Source organism: Chloroherpetonaceae bacterium (genome assembly GCA_033763895.1).
Taxonomy (GTDB): domain Bacteria; phylum Bacteroidota; class Chlorobiia; order Chlorobiales; family Thermochlorobacteraceae; genus JANRJQ01.
The window spans coordinates 26,808-47,159 of record JANRJQ010000011.1 but is presented as its reverse complement, the minus strand read 5'-3'; the positions used below and the strand labels follow the sequence as shown (position 1 = coordinate 47,159).

Annotated in this window: 18 protein-coding genes; 11 read left to right on the top strand and 7 right to left on the bottom strand. The window is 40.7% G+C overall.

Annotated elements, in window-relative coordinates:
* Positions 1-36: 36 nt before the first annotated feature.
* Positions 37-378, bottom strand: a complete 342-nt coding sequence (locus SFU91_12545; protein ID MDX2129854.1) for a hypothetical protein — start codon at positions 376-378, stop codon at positions 37-39.
* 131 nt (positions 379-509) lie between these two features.
* On the opposite strand from SFU91_12545, the gene SFU91_12540 reads away from it, so the two are divergent.
* The 4 genes from SFU91_12540 (at position 510) to porV (ending at position 4,087) form a co-directional block, all read left to right on the top strand.
* Positions 510-1,184, top strand: coding sequence for a response regulator transcription factor (locus SFU91_12540; protein MDX2129853.1), 675 nt, complete (start codon positions 510-512; stop codon positions 1,182-1,184).
* A 71-nt stretch (positions 1,185-1,255) separates the two neighbouring features.
* Positions 1,256-1,396 (top strand): hypothetical protein, encoded by a 141-nt coding sequence (locus SFU91_12535; protein ID MDX2129852.1) that lies wholly within the window; start codon positions 1,256-1,258, stop codon positions 1,394-1,396.
* Positions 1,397-1,438: 42 nt separating this feature from the next.
* On the top strand, positions 1,439-2,722 hold the full coding sequence (locus tag SFU91_12530; protein MDX2129851.1) for an S-adenosylmethionine:tRNA ribosyltransferase-isomerase: 1,284 nt from the start codon (positions 1,439-1,441) through the stop codon (positions 2,720-2,722).
* Between the two features lie 192 nt (positions 2,723-2,914).
* Positions 2,915-4,087, top strand: a complete 1,173-nt coding sequence (gene porV / locus SFU91_12525) for a type IX secretion system outer membrane channel protein PorV (GenBank protein MDX2129850.1) — start codon at positions 2,915-2,917, stop codon at positions 4,085-4,087.
* Between the two features lie 399 nt (positions 4,088-4,486).
* Here porV and SFU91_12520 read toward each other — a convergent pair whose 3' ends face one another.
* The 5 genes from SFU91_12520 to argJ all read right to left on the bottom strand — a co-directional run bounded on the left by SFU91_12520 (position 4,487) and on the right by argJ (position 10,213).
* The gene (locus SFU91_12520) at positions 4,487-5,245 is read right to left on the bottom strand and encodes a FecR family protein (protein MDX2129849.1); all 759 of its coding nucleotides are present in this window, start codon (positions 5,243-5,245) and stop codon (positions 4,487-4,489) included.
* Between the two features lie 18 nt (positions 5,246-5,263).
* Positions 5,264-6,346 (bottom strand): hypothetical protein, encoded by a 1,083-nt coding sequence (locus tag SFU91_12515; GenBank protein MDX2129848.1) that lies wholly within the window; start codon positions 6,344-6,346, stop codon positions 5,264-5,266.
* 472 nt (positions 6,347-6,818) lie between these two features.
* Positions 6,819-8,453 carry a chaperonin GroEL gene (gene groL, locus SFU91_12510; protein MDX2129847.1) on the bottom strand — a complete coding sequence of 545 codons (1,635 nt, stop codon included), beginning with the start codon at positions 8,451-8,453 and terminating at the stop codon, positions 6,819-6,821.
* Positions 8,454-8,479: 26 nt separating this feature from the next.
* Complete coding sequence (gene groES, locus SFU91_12505; protein MDX2129846.1) at positions 8,480-8,767, bottom strand: co-chaperone GroES; 288 nt, start codon at positions 8,765-8,767, stop codon at positions 8,480-8,482.
* Between the two features lie 243 nt (positions 8,768-9,010).
* Positions 9,011-10,213 (bottom strand): bifunctional glutamate N-acetyltransferase/amino-acid acetyltransferase ArgJ, encoded by a 1,203-nt coding sequence (argJ, locus tag SFU91_12500; protein ID MDX2129845.1) that lies wholly within the window; start codon positions 10,211-10,213, stop codon positions 9,011-9,013.
* A gap of 171 nt (positions 10,214-10,384) precedes the next feature.
* Between argJ and SFU91_12495 the strand changes: the two genes are divergently transcribed.
* Positions 10,385-11,485, top strand: coding sequence for a WD40 repeat domain-containing protein (locus SFU91_12495; GenBank protein ID MDX2129844.1), 1,101 nt, complete (start codon positions 10,385-10,387; stop codon positions 11,483-11,485).
* Between the two features lie 63 nt (positions 11,486-11,548).
* On the opposite strand, the gene rimO is transcribed toward SFU91_12495, so the two are convergent.
* Complete coding sequence (gene rimO / locus SFU91_12490) at positions 11,549-12,880, bottom strand: 30S ribosomal protein S12 methylthiotransferase RimO (GenBank protein MDX2129843.1); 1,332 nt, start codon at positions 12,878-12,880, stop codon at positions 11,549-11,551.
* Positions 12,881-13,482: 602 nt separating this feature from the next.
* Here rimO and SFU91_12485 point away from each other — a divergent pair.
* Genes SFU91_12485 through SFU91_12460 form a run of 6 tightly spaced genes read left to right on the top strand, consistent with a single transcriptional unit; the run spans position 13,483 to position 20,338 of the window.
* Entirely contained in the window at positions 13,483-14,733 is a 1,251-nt protein-coding gene (locus SFU91_12485; protein MDX2129842.1) for a hypothetical protein, read from the top strand.
* Positions 14,733-16,259, top strand: coding sequence for an O-antigen ligase family protein (locus tag SFU91_12480; protein MDX2129841.1), 1,527 nt, complete (start codon positions 14,733-14,735; stop codon positions 16,257-16,259). The genes SFU91_12485 and SFU91_12480 overlap by 1 nt, the downstream gene beginning before the upstream one ends.
* Positions 16,256-17,191: a glycosyltransferase gene (locus SFU91_12475; protein MDX2129840.1), complete on the top strand. Its 936-nt coding sequence runs from the start codon at positions 16,256-16,258 to the stop codon at positions 17,189-17,191. Before SFU91_12480 ends, SFU91_12475 begins: the two co-directional genes overlap by 4 nt.
* The gene (locus SFU91_12470; protein ID MDX2129839.1) at positions 17,170-18,483 is read left to right on the top strand and encodes a flippase; all 1,314 of its coding nucleotides are present in this window, start codon (positions 17,170-17,172) and stop codon (positions 18,481-18,483) included. Before SFU91_12475 ends, SFU91_12470 begins: the two co-directional genes overlap by 22 nt.
* Positions 18,480-19,550 carry a glycosyltransferase family 4 protein gene (locus tag SFU91_12465; protein MDX2129838.1) on the top strand — a complete coding sequence of 357 codons (1,071 nt, stop codon included), beginning with the start codon at positions 18,480-18,482 and terminating at the stop codon, positions 19,548-19,550. Before SFU91_12470 ends, SFU91_12465 begins: the two co-directional genes overlap by 4 nt.
* The gene (locus SFU91_12460; GenBank protein ID MDX2129837.1) at positions 19,547-20,338 is read left to right on the top strand and encodes a methyltransferase domain-containing protein; all 792 of its coding nucleotides are present in this window, start codon (positions 19,547-19,549) and stop codon (positions 20,336-20,338) included. The genes SFU91_12465 and SFU91_12460 overlap by 4 nt, the downstream gene beginning before the upstream one ends.
* Positions 20,339-20,352 lie beyond the last annotated feature (14 nt).

Here is a 20,352-nt window from a genome sequence, read left to right as displayed (position 1 = left end):
CTCAAACCGAACAGTTCTAAACGTACAAAAAACCTTTTAATCAATTGAACAATTGAATTGCGTCACACGGTACTTCTGTGAAATCCTTTGACATTCTCTGGCAAGCCGCTCCGACAATCGCGTAAGGCTTGAAGTTTCAAGAAACCCGTGCTTTTCTTCCGTTGTTTCCAATTGCCTCTTAAATTCAAGTTTCATCTTTTCTTCCAATAACCTCAAGATCGTACTTGCAAACGCTTCTTTATCATCTTCATTCATCCCGCTTTCAACCTCAAATTCCACTTTTGCTATATACATACTGGGCTGATACCGCGTTTCTGCTTGAAATTGAAGCCCCTTCCAGCGTTGTTCTGTTCTCAAATACACTTGCGTTTCTTTCATAAATTCTTTGCAATGGATGAAACCGAACGAGGTACCAATTAAATTTCAATTCTTAAAATAACACAAATGTGTCATTGTAAAACGAATCAGGATTTGCAAACTTACTTTTTCATTTATTTAACTATTGTAAAATGCAACCTGCAACGCCAGTAAAATCAAAATCAGAACGAAAACCTTCTGATAAGCTTCGTGTCGCAGTTATTGAAGATCATAAAGCGTTTCGTGAAGGTCTTTCAGAGCTTCTTTCAATTTCAACAGGATTTTATTGCGCCGGAACCTTCAGCTCCATTGAATCTGCTCTACTTGATTTAACCGATGCCGATGTTCTTTTGCTTGATATTGGGCTTCCGGGGAAATCGGGAATTGAAGGAATTCCTTTACTGAAAGAAAAATTTCCTTCACTTCAAATTGTGATGATGACGGTATTTGAAGATGATCATCACATTTCTCGCGCGATTATGGCAGGTGCAAACGGTTATATCTTAAAACGCACCCCAGCCTCGCAAATTTTGCAAGCTTTAAAAGATGCAAATAGTGGCGGCATGCCACTTACACCCATTGTCGCAAAGCGTATTGCACTAATGTATCAACAATACGCGCCAACAGCACCAGCGACAACACTTTCAACACGCGAATTAGAAGTCCTTCAACTCCTCTCCCAAGGGCTCAAAATCGGTGATGTGGCTGAAAAGCTTTTTTTAAGCCCAGAAACCGTTCGGAATCATACTCGTAACATTTACGAAAAACTTCATGTCCATTCAAAATCTGAGGCGGTTGCAAAGGCAATTCGTCAAGGACTGGTCTAATTTCTTCCTCTTTTCTTGACACCACTCGTTTTATTGAGTTTTTATAAATTGGATAAATTAAATGAAGTGATATGACTGATCCATTTTATAAACCCTCGCCGAAACCCCCGGTAAAACCGTGGCAACGTGCACGCTCTTGGTTTTACCGAATTTTTGTTTTAATGATCACAATTCAAATATTAATGGCAATATGGAAATGGATTTCATCTTGATTTGCTGTTGTATCATAGAAATTCCTTTTTCCGTTTGATGATATGTCAATAGAAATGCCTTCTTTCCCTCATCAGCTCTTAATGAGCGATTATTCTTATGAACTTCCGCCACAAAGAATCGCCTTAATGCCTCTTGAAAATCGGGATCACAGCAAGTTGTTGCTTGCAGATGCCTTTTTACAAAAACTCAACCATCATTCCTTTTTCGAACTCCCGCAATTGCTACCGCCCTCAAGCTTATTGATTCGAAACAATACTCGTGTCATTTCTGCGCGTTTGATGATGAATAAACTATCGGGTGGGCGAGTAGAAATTTTATGTACTGAGCCCGTACTTCCTTCAACCGACCTAACCCAATCGCTTTTTGCCAAAGGCACTGTCAGGTGGAAAGCCCTTGTGGGAGGCAAAAAGATATTTACGGGTGCTAAACTTTCTGTGGCTTCAACAATTAAGCTAGCTGATTCCGAAAAGCCCCTATTTTTAAAGGCAGAAATTATTGAAAAGAGCGGATCGGATGCGGTTATTGATTTTGTTTGGTCTCCTGAAAGCTTGCCTTTCGCTGCCATTTTAGAAACATTGGGTAAAATCCCTTTGCCGCCTTACATCAAAAGGGAAACTACGGATAGTGATACCATTCGCTATCAAACTGTTTACGCCGTAAACGAGGGCTCTGTTGCTGCACCTACTGCAGGGCTTCACTTTACAGATCGAGTTTTTGAGGGGTTACGCGCGAAACACATTGAAATTCAAGACCTCACTCTTCATGTCGGACTTGGCACCTTTAAACCGGTTGAATCCAATGATGTTTTACAACATGTCATGCACCGTGAAAAAATTTCTATCCCAAAATCAACAATTGAATCCCTACTTCAATTTCTTGAACGCCCCTTAAGTGAGGAACGCCGGTTGGTTGCTGTTGGTACAACCTCAGCGCGAACCCTCGAATCATTGTATTGGTTTGGTACGAAATTGATTTTTAGAACGGGATTGAAAGACACTGAAATCTCTCTTGGTCAATGGGAAGTCTATAAATTAATGCAAGAAAAACCTGTTCGAGCTAGTGCTGCATTCGATGCGGTTCTTGAATGGATGCTTAAACATCAACTTGAATCTGCAGTAGGAGAAACTCAGTTATTCATTCTTCCGCCATATGAATTTAAGGTCTGTAATGCACTCATTACCAATTTTCACCAACCCGAGAGTACATTGATGTTAATGGTAGCAGCCTTTTTAAGAAATAATTTCTGGCGAGAGGTTTATCATGAAGCGCTCGCTAAGGACTATCGCTTTTTAAGCTATGGCGATTCTTCCCTTCTCTTGACTTAACAAACCTTTGGGGTATGCTTTCTGCTCTTGAAAAAACACCCTCTCGCCTTATATTTGCCGCTCATAATTTTACGCACCAGCGTGTTTTATTTCACAAGGGCAATGTTGAGGGTTTTTTCCTTAATCCCTTTTTCTAAACTTATTGTCATCTACAATAGCCTTTTAATGATTTTTTGAATGAATCCTTTTCGTATGCAAAATCTTTTCGGCCAAGCCAAAAATTCGGTTTTTTCTTTTGCTTTGTTACTTTCAATGATCCTTGCTTCAAGTTCCGTTTTCGCTCAAGACGATTCCGAGCCGATAACACAGCCTAAAACGATTACTACCGCAGTTCCATTTCTACTCATCAGCCCTGATTCACGCGCCAATGGAATGGGAGAAGCCAATGTCGCGATTGCTGATAACGCAAGTGCAATGTTTTGGAATCCTGCCGGACTCGGATTTCAACGAGGTATCGATGGGAACATCACTCACTCAAATTGGTTGCCCGCCTTTAACGCAGATTTATTCTACGATTATTTTTCAGCGAAAGCTCATTTTGAAGATATAGGCACTTTTGGCCTTGCGGTTACTTATCTCAATTTGGGCACCAGTGAATTCACCGATGAACGAGGTAATTCACGAGGCTCCTTTAAAAGTTATGAATTTGCAATTACCGCCTCTTACGGGGTTGAGTTAGATCCGTCTTTGGCCGTTGGATTAGGAATTCGCTTTATTAATAGTGTGCTTACCCCGCAAAACGTTAATGTTGGTGAAGAAGTAGGTACCGGACAAGGGCGTCAACTTGCTTTTGATTTAGGTGTACTTTGGAAACCGGAGTTTGGATTATACCTTGATAACCAATTCCGTTTTGGATTGGCGCTCGCAAATATTGGGGATAAGATGACCTACATTGATCAACGCCAAGCTGACCCTTTGCCCACAACACTTCGACTTGGCATTGCAATGACTTTAGTGCAAGATGATTACAATTCAATGATTTTTGCAACCGACTTTACCAAACTCTTGATCAATCGTAAGTTCATTCTTGATGCGAATGGTGAGTTTACCGGTGACCCGCCTATTGTCGATAATGTATTTAAAGCTATGTTTACCTCTTGGGGTTCAAGTGGTGGCGGATTTAGCTCAATAACTATTGGTACGGGATTTGAATATTGGTATGGAAAACCCAAGCTTTTTGCCATTCGCGGTGGGTTTTTTTATGAAGATGCCAATTACGGCGGAAGACAATATTTTACCTTTGGCGCAGGTCTTCGTTATGACGCCGTCGGAATTGATTTCAGCTACCTTTCATCCATCGGTCAGCAACAGCCACTTGAAGGCACCGTTCGCTTTTCAATTCTTGTGAATTTAGAATCTCTTTAAGTCTAGTTTTGATTTCAATCCCCGGCAACTAAGTGAATGCTTTACAACAAAAGGGCGTCGAAAAGACGCTCTTTTGATTGCCCGTATCTCTTATTCTATTCTTCTTGAGAATCAATTTGAACAAATGTCGAAAAGTACTTTATTGAAATGGGCCTAAGAATTCCTCCAATTTCTTAAAAAGTATAAACACATTTTCACAATTCAGACCGTAACCAACCATCAAAGTGGAACGCTCTTTTGGTCAATGAAATTATACGCTGTACTGATTTGACCCCAATAAATAGGACTAAAATGAGTCTTCACACACCATTGATGTAGAGCTCAAGCAAAATGCCTTCAATTTTAGACAAAAAAAGGCAGCCTCTAAGACTGCCTTTCTTTGAATCTATGTTTATTCGATTACTTTTGCTTTGGTGGAACTGGAACTTCGATTTCCTGTATATTTCCGGCTTTATCGCGGAATTTCAGTTTTACTTTATCTCCACCTTGTGAGAATGATTCAGCTAATTTCTTTTCGTTTGCTGTAGCATCGCGAACGGTAATTGAACCATCAGCATTTACGATACCGATCTTTCCGACACCAACCTCTTTCTTCTCCTTTTTGCCATTGGAGGCTTCCAAATCAGCGTTTCCTTCAAGAATTAATAGCATTGTACCTGCGCCGCTTGACATAAACATTCCTGATGTTCCTTTGATCGAAGCGACAGAAGTCGGAGAGGTAAATCGGAACTGCTCTCCCGGTCTTTTACGGACATCAAAACCAAGGCGTCCGGCGTTGAGTTCGACATTTTTTTGATCATAACGCATTGATTGTGCGTTTCTTTCTCCGCGAACAACAAGTTTTGAATTTTCTTGTACACGAATCACGGTTCCTCCATCATTGAACTTAATGACTGAGAATGACGCGTCTTTGGTTTCAACTTCATCTCCGGAGTTTAAGCTATAGCCACGATCAATCTTTTTCCAACCTTCTTCGCCGCGCTTTGTTTGTACTTCACGCACAACGCGAAGCACAATAGCAATATTGGCATCGGCAACGGTCGGTTTTCCATTGAGTGGCTTTTCTTCAGAAGCAAAAGCAGAATCTGCGACTAACCCGGCAATCACCGTGAAAGCGAGAACTCGCTTTAGAAAACTAAAAATATTATTACGGTTCATGAGTGGTTTCCTCCGGTATTATCGTTTTAAGATGTTAATCAGAAAGTTTAAGTCATTGCTATTGAGAATACCTGCTCCATCAACCATTCCGCTGAAAGAGACAAAACTGGATTCATCAAGCCAAGGCGCACTGACACTATATTTGTCTTTTAAGAGACGCTTAAGTTCGTCGATCCCCGTCGCGGTTTCATTGCCCGACATGCTTCCGACATAAAAGAAATTTGGAGTTGAGCTTACGGTGTAAGACTGAGTCAGCGATACAACTTCAGCCGTTACTTGCCAAAAATACATCTTACCTTCTTGCAATTCACGGCCACCTGAGCCTGTATAATCATAAGTTGGGTTGCTTGTTTTAGTATCAACAATTGGATTTGTGTTAATGACATCGGTGAAATTGCCGGTTCCTCGAGGGTCTTCCCAAATCTTGATTCGGAAACCCCCAGTGGCATCACTTGTCCAATTAAATACATTTCTACCTTTTTGAATGGTGTTTTCAGCATTTCGGGCTTTTGATGTGCCTACAGGTACGCCGGGACCGATAAGCTGAACAAATCCTGTTGGATTTGTAAGGGTCATTGCCGCTTGTGTTTCTTGAATGTCGGTATTGGTTGAGGCATCAACTAAAGTCCATAACAAAACATAAGACCCTGCAGGTAAGATTGTGGTTGGAAAATTTGTTGAAGATCCAGACCCAGAAAGCGATTGGAAATCGCTTTGACCAAACTTAAATCCGCGAAGTTTGTATGGAGCGCTCGAAAAACGATTGGCATCAAGTACAGTTGTACCTGAAGGAACTGTAAAATTGCTTGATCTACCAACACCGCCTAATTCACGACCATTGTAAGAAAATCTCATTCTGAGATAAACGGATTTTGGTGTTGCGGTTGGGTTGGTTATTGAAACGGTAAAAAGTGGACGGCTAAGCGGCCTTTGGCTTTCTGCATTTTCAGCTAGCACCATCATTTCAGAAATGAATACAACCTGCGGATTTCCAGCAAAACTTGCATTTATGGTAAGTTGCTGAGCGAACGAAGTTCCAACTAGCAGAACGAACGCCACCAACACCATCGATGACCGAACAAGTGCTTTTGATTTGATCATAATTTGAACGATTTTAGAACTGTTAATGAATTAGAATTCTAATGTTTTGAAATTGTTTTTCTTAAAGAAACTTATGTAATAAAATTTTTCAAACTTAACGGGTTAACCGCAACTTAGTTTAATCCAACCATACATCGTGTGATACAAGTTCAAGTAATGTTCCCAGCGCACAACGATTGATTTCAACACCCGAAAATTCTGATTACCCAAATGCGAGGAGTCTTGCCTAATTCACTAAGTTACTCAAAGAATTAGCGACTTGCTGGGCGTTTTGTTTTGAAATGATAGGCTTATTCCCTCAAAGATAGGGATTGTTTGACTAATTCATATTAACCGCTCCAACTCGACTTGAGTGTGATAATTATCACATGTAAGTATAAGTACTGCTGCTCACAAAATAAAAAGCGGCTCGTTTAAGGAGCCGCTTTTTCGAACAAAGTGCCAATTCAAATAAGCAAATTGTTAGGACTGCTTAGTACATTCCGCCCATTCCGCCGCCCGGAGGCATTGCCGGTGCTTTTTCTTCTTCTTTCTTTTCACAAATAACGGCTTCTGTAGTGAGTAATAAGCTTGCAACAGAAGCTGCGTTTTCGAGTGCAGTACGAGTAACCTTAGTTGGGTCAACGACACCAGCGGTGATTAAGTTTTCGAAGACTTCGGTACGAGCATTGAAGCCAAAGTCATCTTTGCCTTCTTTTACTTTTTGAAGGACGACAGCACCATCGATGGTTCCGGCGTTTCCAACAATTTGACGAAGCGGTTCTTCGATCGAGCGACGAATAATATCAACACCCGTTTTTTGATCGAGATGATCGGTCTTTACATTTTCTAATGCTTTAGCCGCACGGAGAAGTGCAACACCGCCGCCGGGCACGATTCCTTCTTGAACCGCTGCACGTGTCGCATGTAAAGCATCTTCTACGCGTGCTTTCTTCTCTTTCATTTCAACTTCGGTGCTTGCGCCGATATTGATAACTGCTACGCCGCCTGAGAGCTTAGCCAAGCGCTCTTGAAGCTTTTCTTTATCGTAATCAGAAGTAGCTTTATCAATTTGCATCTTGATTTCGCTGATACGTGCTTTAATCATATCGCCTTTGCCTTTTCCTTCGACAATGGTTGTATTGTCTTTATCAACCGTAATGCTTCCGGCTTGACCAAGATAGGCGAGTGTCGCATTTTCGAGCTTGTAACCCTTTTCTTCGCTGATGACAGTGCCACCGGTGAGAACAGCAATATCTTCGAGCATTGCCTTGCGGCGATCGCCAAAGCCCGGAGCTTTTACGGAGCAAACTTTAAGTGTTCCGCGAAGTTTATTAACCACCAAGGTTGCGAGTGCTTCACCTTCAATTTCTTCGGCAATGATGAGCAATTCGCGGCCGGTTTGAGCAATTTTTTCAAGTACGGGAAGAAGATCTTTCATTGTCGAAATCTTCTTATCGTAAATAAGAATGAAAGGCTCCTTTAATTCGGCTTCCATTGTTTCGGCGTTGGTAACGAAGTAGGGTGAAAGGTAACCGCGGTCGAATTGCATCCCTTCGACAACCTTTAATTCGGTTTCGGTTCCTTTGGCTTCTTCTACGGTTATAACGCCATCTTTACCTACTTTTTCCATTGCTTCCGCAATGAGATTTCCGATTTCGCTATCGTTATTGGCTGAAATGGTTCCAACTTGAGCAATTTCTTTCTTTGAAGAAATCGGGCGGCTAATTTTTTTGAGTTCAGCAACGAGCGCTGTAACGGCTAAATCAATTCCACGCTTGAGCTCCATCGGATTTGCACCGGCGGTTACATTTTTCAAGCCTTGGGTAAAGATTGCTTGTGCAAGAACGGTGGCCGTTGTTGTTCCGTCACCGGCGACATCGCTGGTTTTGGAAGCTACTTCTTTCACCATTTGCGCCCCCATATTTTCTACCGGGTCTTCAAGTTCAATTTCTTTGGCGACTGTAACACCGTCTTTTGTAACCGTTGGTGCGCCAAATTTTTTGTCGATCACAACGTTGCGACCTTTTGGGCCGAGCGTTACTTTAACTGCATCGGCAAGTTTATCAACACCGCGCTTTAAGGCTGAACGCGCGTCAACATCGAAATGAATAAGTTTTGCTGCCATTGTATTAATGAATTTGAGTTAATGAATTAGTTGAGAACCGCGAAAATATCGGATTCGCGCATAATGAGATATTCTTCTCCGTCAACGGTGACTTCGGTGCCGGAATATTTTCCATAGAGCACTTTATCGCCTACTTTTACTGCGGGCTTAATGACGGTGCCATTATCGGCGGCTTTGCCTGCACCAACAGCAACGATTTCTCCGTGCTGTGGTTTTTCTTTTCCAGTATCAGGAATGTAAAGACCACCCTTGGTCTTTTCTTCGGCCGGAGCGGCCTTGACAACAACGCGGTCTGCGAGCGGTTGAAGTTTCATGATTAATCCTCCAGTTTTGTATTAAAAAATTGATGTTTAAGATTTCGAATGACAAACAACTAACGACTCCGGAGATGGATTCGTTTCAAATTTTTAGCACTCTCTTATGGGGAGTGCTAAAAATTTTGTTGCAAATATACACGCTTCATTGAAAAAGTCAAGGGGTATTTATTTGCCTGCTTTAGGCTCATTGAAGGGAATATGGAATGTCGAGTTATGGAAAAAAGGGTGTCAATAACGTCATTAAGACCGATAGCTGCCATTGATTTCGACATACTTTGCCGAGAGATCACAGGTCCAAAAAGTTGCGCTTTGATTTCCTTGATTTAGATTTATAAGGAGCGTGAGATCCGTTTTTGAAAGTTCGGCTTTTGCTTTTGATTCATCGAGTACGATTTCGAAATTTTTTTTAAGAATCGGAATTGCGCCAAAGGAAATTTCAACTTCTTCAGGTTTGAATTGTTGTCCGGCATACCCGAGTGCAGCCATTATTCGCCCCCAATTTGCATCTTCGCCGTGAAGTGCTGTTTTCACCAAACTTGATTCTGCAACCGTACGCGCAAAAACTTCAGCTTCAGCTTCACTCTCCGCGCCTGTTATTATGATTTCCACAAACTTTGTGGCACCTTCACCATCCCTTACAATTTTTTTCGCGAGATCCGTCATCACGGCTTCGAGGGCGGTTTCGAAAATTATATAGTCAACTGTTTCCGTTTCGATGATTTCATTTTTGGCCATACCGTTCGCTAAAACCAACGCCATATCGTTCGTACTTTCATCGCCATCGACACTAATTCGATTAAAGCTTTTGGCATTTGCCGTTGAAAGTGCTTTTTGGAGTAGGGGCTGGGAAATTGCAATGTCTGTGGTTATAAAGGCAAGCATCGTTGCCATATTTGGTGCAATCATTCCCGAGCCTTTTGCAACGCCTCCGATTAGAACTCTTTTTCCGCTGATTTCAATTTCAACCGCACATTCCTTTTTTACAAGATCGGTGGTCATGATGGCCTCTGCCACATCATCGGATGCATTTTCACTCAGCAAAGAAACAAGGTCGGGAAGTTTTCCTTTCATTTTTTCAAGAGGAAGAAATTGACCAATCACGCCGGTAGAGCCTATTAGAATTTCATTCGGGTTTATCGAAAGCAGTTTAGCAGTTTCTTGAATCAATGTCTCACAATCTTTCACTCCTTGTTCACCGGTACAAGCATTGGCGTTTCCGCTATTGACAAGAATTGCTTTGAAGAGCGGGCTTTCATCAAGATGCTTTTTGCACCAGTAAATCGGTGCTGCCATCGCTTTATTTTTTGTAAAGACACCTGCCGCGCATGCCCCTGAATTTGAAAAAATCAGTGCTAAGTCTTTTTTTGGCTTGCGGATTGGAACAGAAAGAGCCGATGCCTTAAATCCTTGTGGTGCGCAAATAGAACCATTTACAAATTTCATTTTGATGCGTTTTTGTTCCGAATTCAAGAAATTTTTCCTAAGTTCAATGGAATTGAAGAATTACTCCAAAGGAACAAAAGTAAACGATTCGGTTCGATTATTCCCTTTTCATTTTTTAGAAAAGGAATAGGTCGGTTAAATTTCCTTCTTCATCAAAACTTTCTAGCACTTATGGCCACATTTCATTTTCCTGCAACCTTTTATCAGCAGCAGGTTCCCAACCTTGGGCATTCGCTTCGAGTCAACTCAATTGTATTCACCCCTGACGGGAAAAAAATTATTTCAGCAAGTTGGAAGATTGTTATCACAAGTGCTGAAACTGGCGAAGAAATCAAAACGATATTACTTGGTTCATCTTCAAGGGATGTTATTGATTCTTTAGCAGTTGCGCCGGATAGTAAGACGATTGCGGTTGGCATGAGACAAAATCACTTGATTCAAATTTGGGATGTTGAAAGTGAAAAAAACTTAGCGACACTCGTTGGACATAAAAAAATGATTCGCTCGCTTTTGTTTACAAGTAATGGTTCACAATTGATTTCAGCGGGATATGAAGGCAAGATTTTTGTGTGGGATATGAAAACAATGAAACTAAACACCACACTCAAATCCTCTCGAAACGGGGTAACGGCTGTTTCAATTGACCGTGAAGGTCGGAAATTGGCGGCAGGAAGTCCGGATGGGGAAATTAAACTATGGCTCTTACCCAAAGGAAAGTTAGTTTTTAGCTCAAAGCAGCACAAAAATTTGGTCAGTGCCCTTACATTCAATAAAGATGGATCTAAGCTTGCCTCTGCAAGTTGGGATACGAACATTGGGGTTTGGAATACTGAAACCGGTGAGTGTGAAACCGTTCTTTCGGGTCACAAAAATGGCGTTGATAACATTGCCTTTTCACAAGATAACAAGGCCTTGATGTCGAGCAGTTATAATCGAATTGACAAGCTGGGCACAATGATTTTTTGGCAACTTTTGACAGGCAAGCCGGTTCACACTTTGGTCGGTAATTTTTACCGTCAAACACTCAGTCCCGATAGTTCTACAGTTGTATTGGTTAGTGCAAATGGCACCGTGAAAACGCTGCTCAACGCAACGCCAGAGGAATTTCTGGAAAGTGAGATTCGGAGAAGAGAACGCAGGCTTGATGAGCGGCGCAGAGGCGAATTGCCGTTTCAAGGAAAAGACCGACGCGAAACGGTTGCCGATGATCGCAGAAGAGGCTCCCGAAGAACGCCGAAAACGCCTTCGGATACCAAAATCGAAATCGAATAGTGTTTTACTTCTTTCAACAAAAAAAGCCCTGTATGGGCTTTTTTTGTTTTCTGACTTTAATGGTCAAAGTTTCCGTTTGATTTCACCGAATAAATCGAAGGGTTCGCAATCGGTAATTTCCACTTCATAAAACGCTCCTTCAGCAAGTGATTTCATTTCAAATCCCTTTTCTGCACTTTGAAGAATCACTTCGTTATCTACTTCAGGTGTGTCAAATTCTGTTCTTCCATATGCGACACCGTTTTCGATTCTATCGATAAGTACTTTCATTTTTGAGCCAATGAGCTGTTCATTTTTTTCTTTTGAAATTCTTTCTTGAATTTCCATCACTTCTTTAACCCGTCGTTTCTTTTCTATTAAGGGAATATTATCGGTCAATTCGAATGCAGATGTGTTGTCTTCGTGGGAGTAAGAAAAGCACCCCAAGCGGTCGAAAGCTATTTGGCTTACAAATTCTTTCACTTCTTCAAATATCTCTTCTGTTTCATTTGGGTAACCGAGAATCAATGTGGTTCGGAGCCGAATTCCGGGGACTTCCGCTCGGATGGTTTCAATTAATTCTATTGTTCGTTTTTTGGTGATGCCTCTGCGCATTGACTTGAGCATTGAATCATTGATGTGCTGAATCGGCATATCGAGATACTTACAAATATTTTCTCTTTCTCTGATCACTGAGAGAATTTCTTCAGGGAATTTTGCAGGGTAAGCATAAAGAAGCCTAATCCAATCAAATCCTATATCCGACAACCTTTTGAGCAGTTCGTCAAGCAACCGTTTTCCATATAAATCAAGTCCGTAATAGGTCAGGTCTTGACCGATAAGGATAAGTTCGCGCACGCCTTTTGCTTTGAGGGAGCGAGCTTCATTTTCCAAAAACTCAATTGGCTTGGTTTTATGTCCTCCACGCATCAGAGGAATCGCACAAAATGAGCAGGGGTTATCACACCCTTCAGAAATTTTCAAATAAGCAAAGTGCTTCGGGGTTGTTAAAGTTCTTTCGCCGAGCAATTGATGTTTATACTCTCCGCCTAATTCTCGCATAATTTCGGTGAGGACTTCGCCTCCCAACCCAATGGTACCAAAGTAACGATCGACATCAGGGATTTCCTTTTCTAAATCTCTTTTATAACGCTCAGAAAGGCACCCCATCACCAAAAGCTTTTTCAAATCTCCCTTCTTTTTGAGTTCAACGCCCGCGAGAATATGATTAATTGATTCTTGTTTAGCTTCTTCAATAAAGCCGCAGGTATTGATCATGAGAACATCGGCATTTTTTGCCTCTTCCGTGACAAGAAAATCGTTGGCGCGTGCTTGAGCCATTAAAGATTCTGAATCGACGGTGTTTTTTGAACAGCCGAGCGTTAGAACATGAAGTTTAGGAAGCTGCGTTTTCACTGGGTTTACTTTAGTTATAGATTAAATTTTCGGAGCAATTTTGTAAAAAGAACCGCGAAATTAATAAATAAATCGGCTTCTTCTTCTTTACGATTGATCGCCTTCATTTTTTTGTTGTTTCTTTTGGAGGAAAGAAAAAGGGAAATGGATTACGGATAAATTTTCTTATCACGATTTGGCTAAGGAGACGTGCTTGTTGAAAGTTCGCTCTTCTTGAACTTAGGGCCAATGAAAGTGCAAGCCCGAAACTCAGCAAAAAGTTTACAAATCCAATTGTGAAGATACTTGAAAGCACTAGGGCAAATTTTTTAATGGAAATAAAGAATACTTATTCAGCACTTAGATTATGGATAGCCTCGTAATTCAATAAATTTTTTTGATTTTCTATGGTGCATTTCTTTTAAACTTTGAAACGAAATCAACAGGGAACAAGGGAAACCTTAAAACATTCGAGAGGGCAATTAACGCATAACATTTATTTTCTTCATCTATCGACGCCCCTTTTCTTTCATTTTTTGAACCATATTGCTTTCTTATCTTCGTTGCCCTTTGTTTATTGGTTTACGTCTTTTTTAAATGGTTTAATTTGTCGCTGCGTTTCAATGGAACATTTGCCGCTCAAGAAAAATGGAAGTTCACCGCCCGAGACCTCAGAGAGTCCTTTTTGGGTTGTTTATCTTGATATGATTGTTCGATGGAAACGATTTATTTTTTGGACAACCATCGGTTCTACCCTTGTTGCTTTAGTTATCAGTTTTCTTTTACCGATTTGGTATCTCTCATCCTCCACGATATTGATGGAACAGTCTTCAAGCATGTTTGATGTATCCAAACTGATTGGCTCAGCGGGTGGAATTGCAGGAGATCTTCTTGGGAAAACAAAATTGAGTGAGGATGTTGATCGGTATGAAGCCATTTTTAGAAGTGAGCGACTTCGCTTGGCAGTCATCGACAAATTCAATCTTTTACATGAGTATGAATTTGATGAGCCTGATACGAAAGAACCGCTAAAAAGCACCCTTAAAGAACTGGCTCAGAATATTTCCTTTAATGATAATAAAGACGGCACAATCACAATCTCGGCTTATTACAAGCTTGACTCGGTTAAAGCTGCTGAAATGACCAATTTTATCGTTGCAATGATGGATTCGATTAACCGTCAATTAGCGACAGAATCAGCGAGGAATCAACGTGTATTTATAGAAAAGCGATATTTGCAAGCCTTAGAAGAGCTTGCTGTTGCTGAGGTGAAGTTGACGGAATTCCAAAAGGCGTATAAAGTAGGAGAATTAAAGGAGCAAGTCAGAGCAAGCCTTGCGGCATCTGCTCAAATTGAAGCATTGGCAGTAGAAAGTGAAGTTGAGTACAATATTCTGCGCCAGAGTTTAGGTGAAAACCATCCTCAAGTTTTTCAAGCGAAAAATAAGTCCTATGAATTTCGACGGCAGGCGAAAAAGTTTGAGACCGGCGGGTTGAATTCCGATATGATTATCCCCCTTGATAAGATGCCCGAATTAGGGATGGATTACCTAAGATTTTATCGATCGGTATTATTGCAGACCAAAATTGTTGAATTTCTGGTTCCACAATATGAGCAAGCAAAAATTCAAGAAGCCAAGGACACCCCGACCCTTCTTGTCTTAGATCGAGCACGGGTTCCGGAGTGGAAAGCAAAACCAAAGCGGGTTTTTATTGTTCTTGGCGGATTTATAGCAGCGCTATTATTGAGCGTTTTTATTGCGCTTGTGACTGAACTGTTTAATCAATACAGCCTAAAGAAACCTGAGGAGTCGGGGTATATTCGCTCGGCACTTAAGCAACTGACCGACTTTAAGTCCTACACTCAATCTTAATGGTATTAAAAGGCGAATTGACCCATTCATCTCAGATTCCCACACTTGAGCAAAAGAGAAGTCGCTCTCGGCTCTTTTTTCTAATTTCAATTTCTATTATAAGCGGAATTGGAATTGCTGTGGCATTTGAATCTTTACCCCTTTTTATTTTTGCATTGATTTCAATTTCATTTCTGTTTTTTGCTGTTCGAACTGCCCATCATTTCGGTTTTTTTGCGATTCAATTTGTTTTTGTGGCGTCTTACTTCCTTTTTTCAAATGGATTAGATTCTTCTCCTTTGTATTCTCTTATTGGTATTGCGGTTCAATCGGGGTCGATCATTATCTTGATGATTCTCTTTTTCTATTATTTCACTCAGTACCTCTTTTTTCCTTCCTCATTATCTCTTTCACAATATCGGATTCATTTTTTTTCATCTTCCAATTGGGGCACTCGATTTCTTTGGATTTGGTTTGTGTTTGTTCTTTTTTCGATGCTTTTCATACATCAATCCGCTGGAATTCCTCGAAGGCTGTTTTTTGTATTGAGTGTCGGGGCAATTCTTGTTACATTTTTCCACTATTTGCCAGAGCTTTTAATCGTCCATAAGTTTTATTCAAAATTCATCGTGCTTTTGCTTTCGTTAGGTGCATTTTTTGCGGGTGCCGGAATCTTTTTGATGCTTCTTGGGATTTATCAAATTCCACTCTTCGGTGGTTTTTTGGGGCTTACGTCCACGGGATTTGCAAGCTACCCGTTAATGGTATCCACCTTCGGGTCGCATCCGAATCTAAGCGCACTGACTTATCTCGTTTCAATTCCTGTTGTATTGGTGATTATTACTTCTCCAGAATTCAAGAAACTTCCGATTTCGATTCGGCTTATTTTATTCTTCATTACGGGTCTGATGGCTTTTGCATTAATTTTTTCTTATAGCAGAGGCAGTCTTTTAGCGGTTGTTGCAGCCTCAGCATTTCTTTTGTATTACCGCTCGCGCAAGAGTTTCATTTGGATTTTTGTCGTAATTATTCCCATCGCCTTATACTTTGCATCGAGTTTTTTGACTTCGAAGGGGACGGCGAGTACGATTTCGCGGGGTGTCCTGTATTTCATCTCATATAAAATAATTACCTCTTCACCCACGAATTTGCTCTTTGGTACCGGGTTAGATGTTTACACTTTATTCACTGCCCAACGAGAAGAATTTGGCTTAAAGGATACAGCCCCCTCACCGCATAACGTGTATGTGTTTTTTATGATTGAATTTGGATTAATCGGTGCAACGCTTTTTTATGCATTCCTGATTGCGACCATCGTTCGTTTAGTTCGGTGGCTTAAATCAAACCGAAGTTCCCAATATTTTGAAGTGATGATTCTCTTCGGTACGATTCTTTTTGGAATCTCAATCCACCAACTCTTTGAAGACACGATTGTACTTTTTAATAATTTTGTTTGTGTTTCTTTTTTTATCGCATGTGGGGTTATTCATTTAATCAGTTCACGAAAGTTCGCTGAATTTGATTCTCAAAAGGAACTCAAATTGTGATATCCATTCTCATTTGTAGCATCAAGCCCGACCTACTTGAAAAGGCAAAGGCCAATTTCACCGATACGGTTGGCTGCGAGCATGAAATCTTATTTTTCGATAATCGGCTTCCAAAACTTGGAATTTGTGCAGTTTATAATCAACTGACAAAAGATGCCAAATATCCCCTCATCGCCTTTATGCATGAAGATGTTGAGATACGAACCAAGGGATGGGGAAAAGAGGCGATTGATTTTTTTCAGTCCCATCCAAATGCCGGGCTTTTAGGACCAGCGGGAATCACATTCGTGGGACATCGAAATTTTAATCATGTCAACCCTTATACAACCGCGATAAATCTTGTTCAGGAAGATCTAAAAAGTGGAATAAAGCATCATTCTTGGAAGCCGGATGGCGTACTCGATTTTTTTCGCGTTGCTGCGGTGGATGGCTGCTTTATGATTGCGCCAAAAGAGGTCTGCCTTCAGCACCCGTTTGATGAAAAAACATTTGATTTTTTTCATCTATATGATATGGATTTTTCAATGCAAGTGTTGAAGACTCATCAAGTTTTTGCATGTACAAAGTGGGATGTTACCCATTTTTCTTTCGGCAGCTACAATACTGATCAGAAGAAATATCATCTTCGGTTTATTGAAAAATGGAAGCATCACCTCCCTGTTTTTTTTCCTCTTTTTCCTCATCATCGAAATCATATCATCGATACAAAAGTGATTGAGGTTTACCGTTACATTCAACATCGTCTCTTTGAATATCTGCCTGTGTATATTCGGTTTTTGATGAAGGAATTTTCGTTGCTTTCCGCGCCTTTCGAAATTTTCCTCTCCCACCTTCGGCTCATAAAAGATCTGTTTCAATCATTTCGAAGGAATGCATTGAAAAAGTTTTTACCTGTAATCCTCATCACCTTATGCTTTTCCTCCTTTTTATGAATCTGAAATCCCTCCAAAAAAAATTATCTGAATTTCATGTCAGATATCAAAGCCTTATCGAAAATGCAGGCGCCCTTTTCTTTCTTCAAATGGCAGGATATGTACTCCCCTTTGTAACCTTTCCCTATTTGACGCGCGTTTTAGGTGCTGAAACTTTCGGTGTTTTTGTTTTTGCACAATCGGTCGTGCAATATTTTACTTTGCTTACCGACTACGGATTTAATCTTTCGGCAACCCAACAGATTTCGATTCAAAGGGAAAATTCGACCGCTCTTTCAAAAATTTTTTCGACAACGATTGCAACAAAGTTTCTTCTCTTCCTGATGAGCGAAGCATTGCTCATTATACTCATTCTATTTCATCCCAAACTTTCGCTTTATCGCGAAGTCATTCTGCTGACTTCGCTCTCACTTGTTGGGTCGGTTTTTTTTCCCATTTGGTTTTTTCAAGGAATCGAAAAAATGCGCATCATTACCTTGCTCCAAGTATCGGGTAGAGTTTTATATGTTGTTTGTATTCTTTTTTTTGTTCAAGAGCCTTTGGATGTTCGATTGGCGTCTCTTTTTTTTAGTCTAAGCAGCATTATTCCGGGCGCTTTAGGGTTTTATTATTCATTTAGGTTAAAACCCCTTTCGATTATTTTACCGAATTCGACCGATATTTTTCAAGCCTTGCAAAAAGGGAAAGTGGTTTTCTTTTCAATGGCCGGGGCATCTTTGTTTAACAATTCAAACACATTCATTCTAGGCCTTTTTGGGTCAATGGAGCAGGTTGGGTTGTATTCCATTGCAGAGCGAATTGTTCGTGCTTTTGTTATGCTTTCGACGCCCATTACACAAGCCATTTTTCCTCACTCTGCCCGTCTTTTTTCGAATTCGAAAGAGAGTGCGCTTCAATTTTTAAGAAAAGTCTTAATCGGAGGGTCAATTTTCTTTTTCTCTCTTTCAGTAATTGTATTTTCTCTTGCGGAGTGGATTGTCTATTTGGCAACCGGAAATTTTATTCCAGAAGCTGCTTTACTTCTTCGAATTCTTTCTTTTTTACCCTTCACCATATTTGCAGATAATATCTTCGGAACTCAGATTCTATTAAACATTGGTCAAGAGCGCACCTTTACGAAAGTTATTTTTGCATCGGGGATTTTCTCATTGGTTTCTTCATTAATTTTTGTGCCCTACTTTTTTGGACTCGCGACTGCCTGTATTTACTTCATCACAGAAGTTATTGTTTTCGTATGGTTTGCGATTGCGGTAAAGCAATTTGGTTTCTCGATAAAACTTTTTCGCCAATGAAGATTCATTTTTTATTGCCCAATAGCGGTGAGATTCCCATTGGCGGCATTATGGTGGCTTATGAGTATGCAAATCGATTGGTCAAGCGCGGTCATGAGGTTACGCTTTATCATACACCGGATATGAGTGCCCCATTTCATTGGCGATTTGCACATTTTCTGACACGCTTGATTCATTTAAAAGGGACCTATCAACCAAGTGGATGGTTTCAGATTTCTCCGGAAGTCAAATTAAAATGGATTCCTTTTTATCATTTCCTTTTTATCTCAAGCGCCGACGTCATTATCTCAACATACTGGCAAACCACAGAAAAGGCCTCTGTTTTTCCTCAAAGCAAAGGCAACCTTTATTATTTGGTCCAAGATTATGAATTGTACCGTTCAGCTTCTCCGTTACTTAAGGAGCAGATGCAACAAACATTTCGCGGCAAGCAACATAATCTTCCCATTTCGCCGGCTTGCGAGACTATGATTTTAGAATCCGGAGGTCGGGTTTTTGCGATGCAGCCCAATGGAATTGATTTAACTCTTTTTCGCTTAAGAAATCCCGTGAATGCTTTATCGAGAAATGCCATCGGGTTTCCGTTTCGACCTGAATTGTTTAAGGGAACCCGTGATGCGATTGCTGCACTTATAGAAATTCATCGCGAATTTCCACATATTCCGATCTGGGCTTTTGGAAGCACAAAATCACCTGATTTGCCCAATTGGGTTCACTATCACTTTCGACCCGACTTTGAAACTTTGGTAACCCTGTACAATCAATCGATGATATTTGTCACCGCCTCACATTTTGAAGGTTGGGGATTGCCGGGTCTTGAATCAATGGCTTGTGGCGCGGCTCTTGTATCGACGAATCACGGGGGAATCGCGGCTTATGCGGAAGATGGGGTCAATGCGCTTTTATCTCCGATTCAAAACCCTCATCAGCTTACGCTTCAAATCCGAAAGCTTATATTGGATTCTTCATTTCGCTTTTCTCTCGTGGAAAATGCCTTGAAATGCATTTCAAATTTTGATTGGGAGCGCTCTGTTGAAAAACTCCTTGAAAACATTTCAAAAGTATGAATTCTATTGATCGGATTTCGCTTCTGCTGAAAAATCAAGGTCTTTCGGGTGTCTATCAAAAAATTTTAACTAAGATATTTGGCAAAGCCATCTTGCCAAATTTCAAGGAACATCTCGGTTATTTCCAAGGAAAGTCGGGAATTGAAATCGGCGGCCCAAGCCAAATCTTTCGACCCAATGAACCACTTCCGATTTACCCGCTTATAGGTGGTTTGGATGGTTGCAATTTCTCATCCGAAACAATGTGGGAAGGTGCGCTTTCCAACGAAAAGCCTTATCAATTTCATCCCGGCCGAGAAGGGAAACAATTTATTTCTGAAGCGAGCGATCTCACCCATATTTCAACGCAATCGTATGATTTTCTTATTTCATCAAATTGCCTTGAGCATATTGCAAATCCGATAAAAGCCCTTAGAGAATGGATTCGTGTTGTGAAACCCCAAGGCGCGATTTTAGTTGCTGTTCCAAATAAAGATTACTGCTTTGACCACCGTCGCCCCGTTACTTCATTTCATCATCTATTACAAGATGAGGCCGCGAATATGCCTGAAACCGATATGACACACTTAGAAGAAATTCTTTCTCTGCATGATCTCTCCCGCGATCCCTTAGCCGGAGATTTTGCTTCCTTCAAAGCGCGAAGCGAAGCCAATTTTACTTATCGTGGGCTACATCATCATATCTTTGATATGGGGTTAATGAAAGAACTCTTCAATTACCTTCAATTGCGAATTGTCTTTACTCACAAAGGTGGGCAAGATCATGTCATTCTCGGAATTAAAAGTTAAGTCGTTGCTTTTGT

Bases quoted from the DNA above. Each gene is read 5' to 3' on its own strand.
- SFU91_12495 (MDX2129844.1), top strand. From the start codon at position 10,385: ATGGCCACATTTCATTTTCCTGCAACCTTTTATCAGCAGCAGGTTCCC.
- SFU91_12535 (MDX2129852.1), top strand. From the start codon at position 1,256: ATGACTGATCCATTTTATAAACCCTCGCCGAAACCCCCGGTAAAACCG.
- SFU91_12520 (MDX2129849.1), bottom strand. From the start codon at position 5,245: ATGAACCGTAATAATATTTTTAGTTTTCTAAAGCGAGTTCTCGCTTTC.
- argJ (MDX2129845.1), bottom strand. From the start codon at position 10,213: ATGAAATTTGTAAATGGTTCTATTTGCGCACCACAAGGATTTAAGGCA.
- SFU91_12485 (MDX2129842.1), top strand. From the start codon at position 13,483: ATGGAACATTTGCCGCTCAAGAAAAATGGAAGTTCACCGCCCGAGACC.
- SFU91_12515 (MDX2129848.1), bottom strand. From the start codon at position 6,346: ATGATCAAATCAAAAGCACTTGTTCGGTCATCGATGGTGTTGGTGGCG.
- groES (MDX2129846.1), bottom strand. From the start codon at position 8,767: ATGAAACTTCAACCGCTCGCAGACCGCGTTGTTGTCAAGGCCGCTCCG.
- groL (MDX2129847.1), bottom strand. From the start codon at position 8,453: ATGGCAGCAAAACTTATTCATTTCGATGTTGACGCGCGTTCAGCCTTA.
- SFU91_12540 (MDX2129853.1), top strand. From the start codon at position 510: ATGCAACCTGCAACGCCAGTAAAATCAAAATCAGAACGAAAACCTTCT.
- SFU91_12460 (MDX2129837.1), top strand. From the start codon at position 19,547: ATGAATTCTATTGATCGGATTTCGCTTCTGCTGAAAAATCAAGGTCTT.
- porV (MDX2129850.1), top strand. From the start codon at position 2,915: ATGCAAAATCTTTTCGGCCAAGCCAAAAATTCGGTTTTTTCTTTTGCT.
- SFU91_12545 (MDX2129854.1), bottom strand. From the start codon at position 378: ATGAAAGAAACGCAAGTGTATTTGAGAACAGAACAACGCTGGAAGGGG.
- SFU91_12465 (MDX2129838.1), top strand. From the start codon at position 18,480: ATGAAGATTCATTTTTTATTGCCCAATAGCGGTGAGATTCCCATTGGC.
- SFU91_12480 (MDX2129841.1), top strand. From the start codon at position 14,733: ATGGTATTAAAAGGCGAATTGACCCATTCATCTCAGATTCCCACACTT.
- SFU91_12530 (MDX2129851.1), top strand. From the start codon at position 1,439: ATGTCAATAGAAATGCCTTCTTTCCCTCATCAGCTCTTAATGAGCGAT.
- SFU91_12470 (MDX2129839.1), top strand. From the start codon at position 17,170: ATGCTTTTCCTCCTTTTTATGAATCTGAAATCCCTCCAAAAAAAATTA.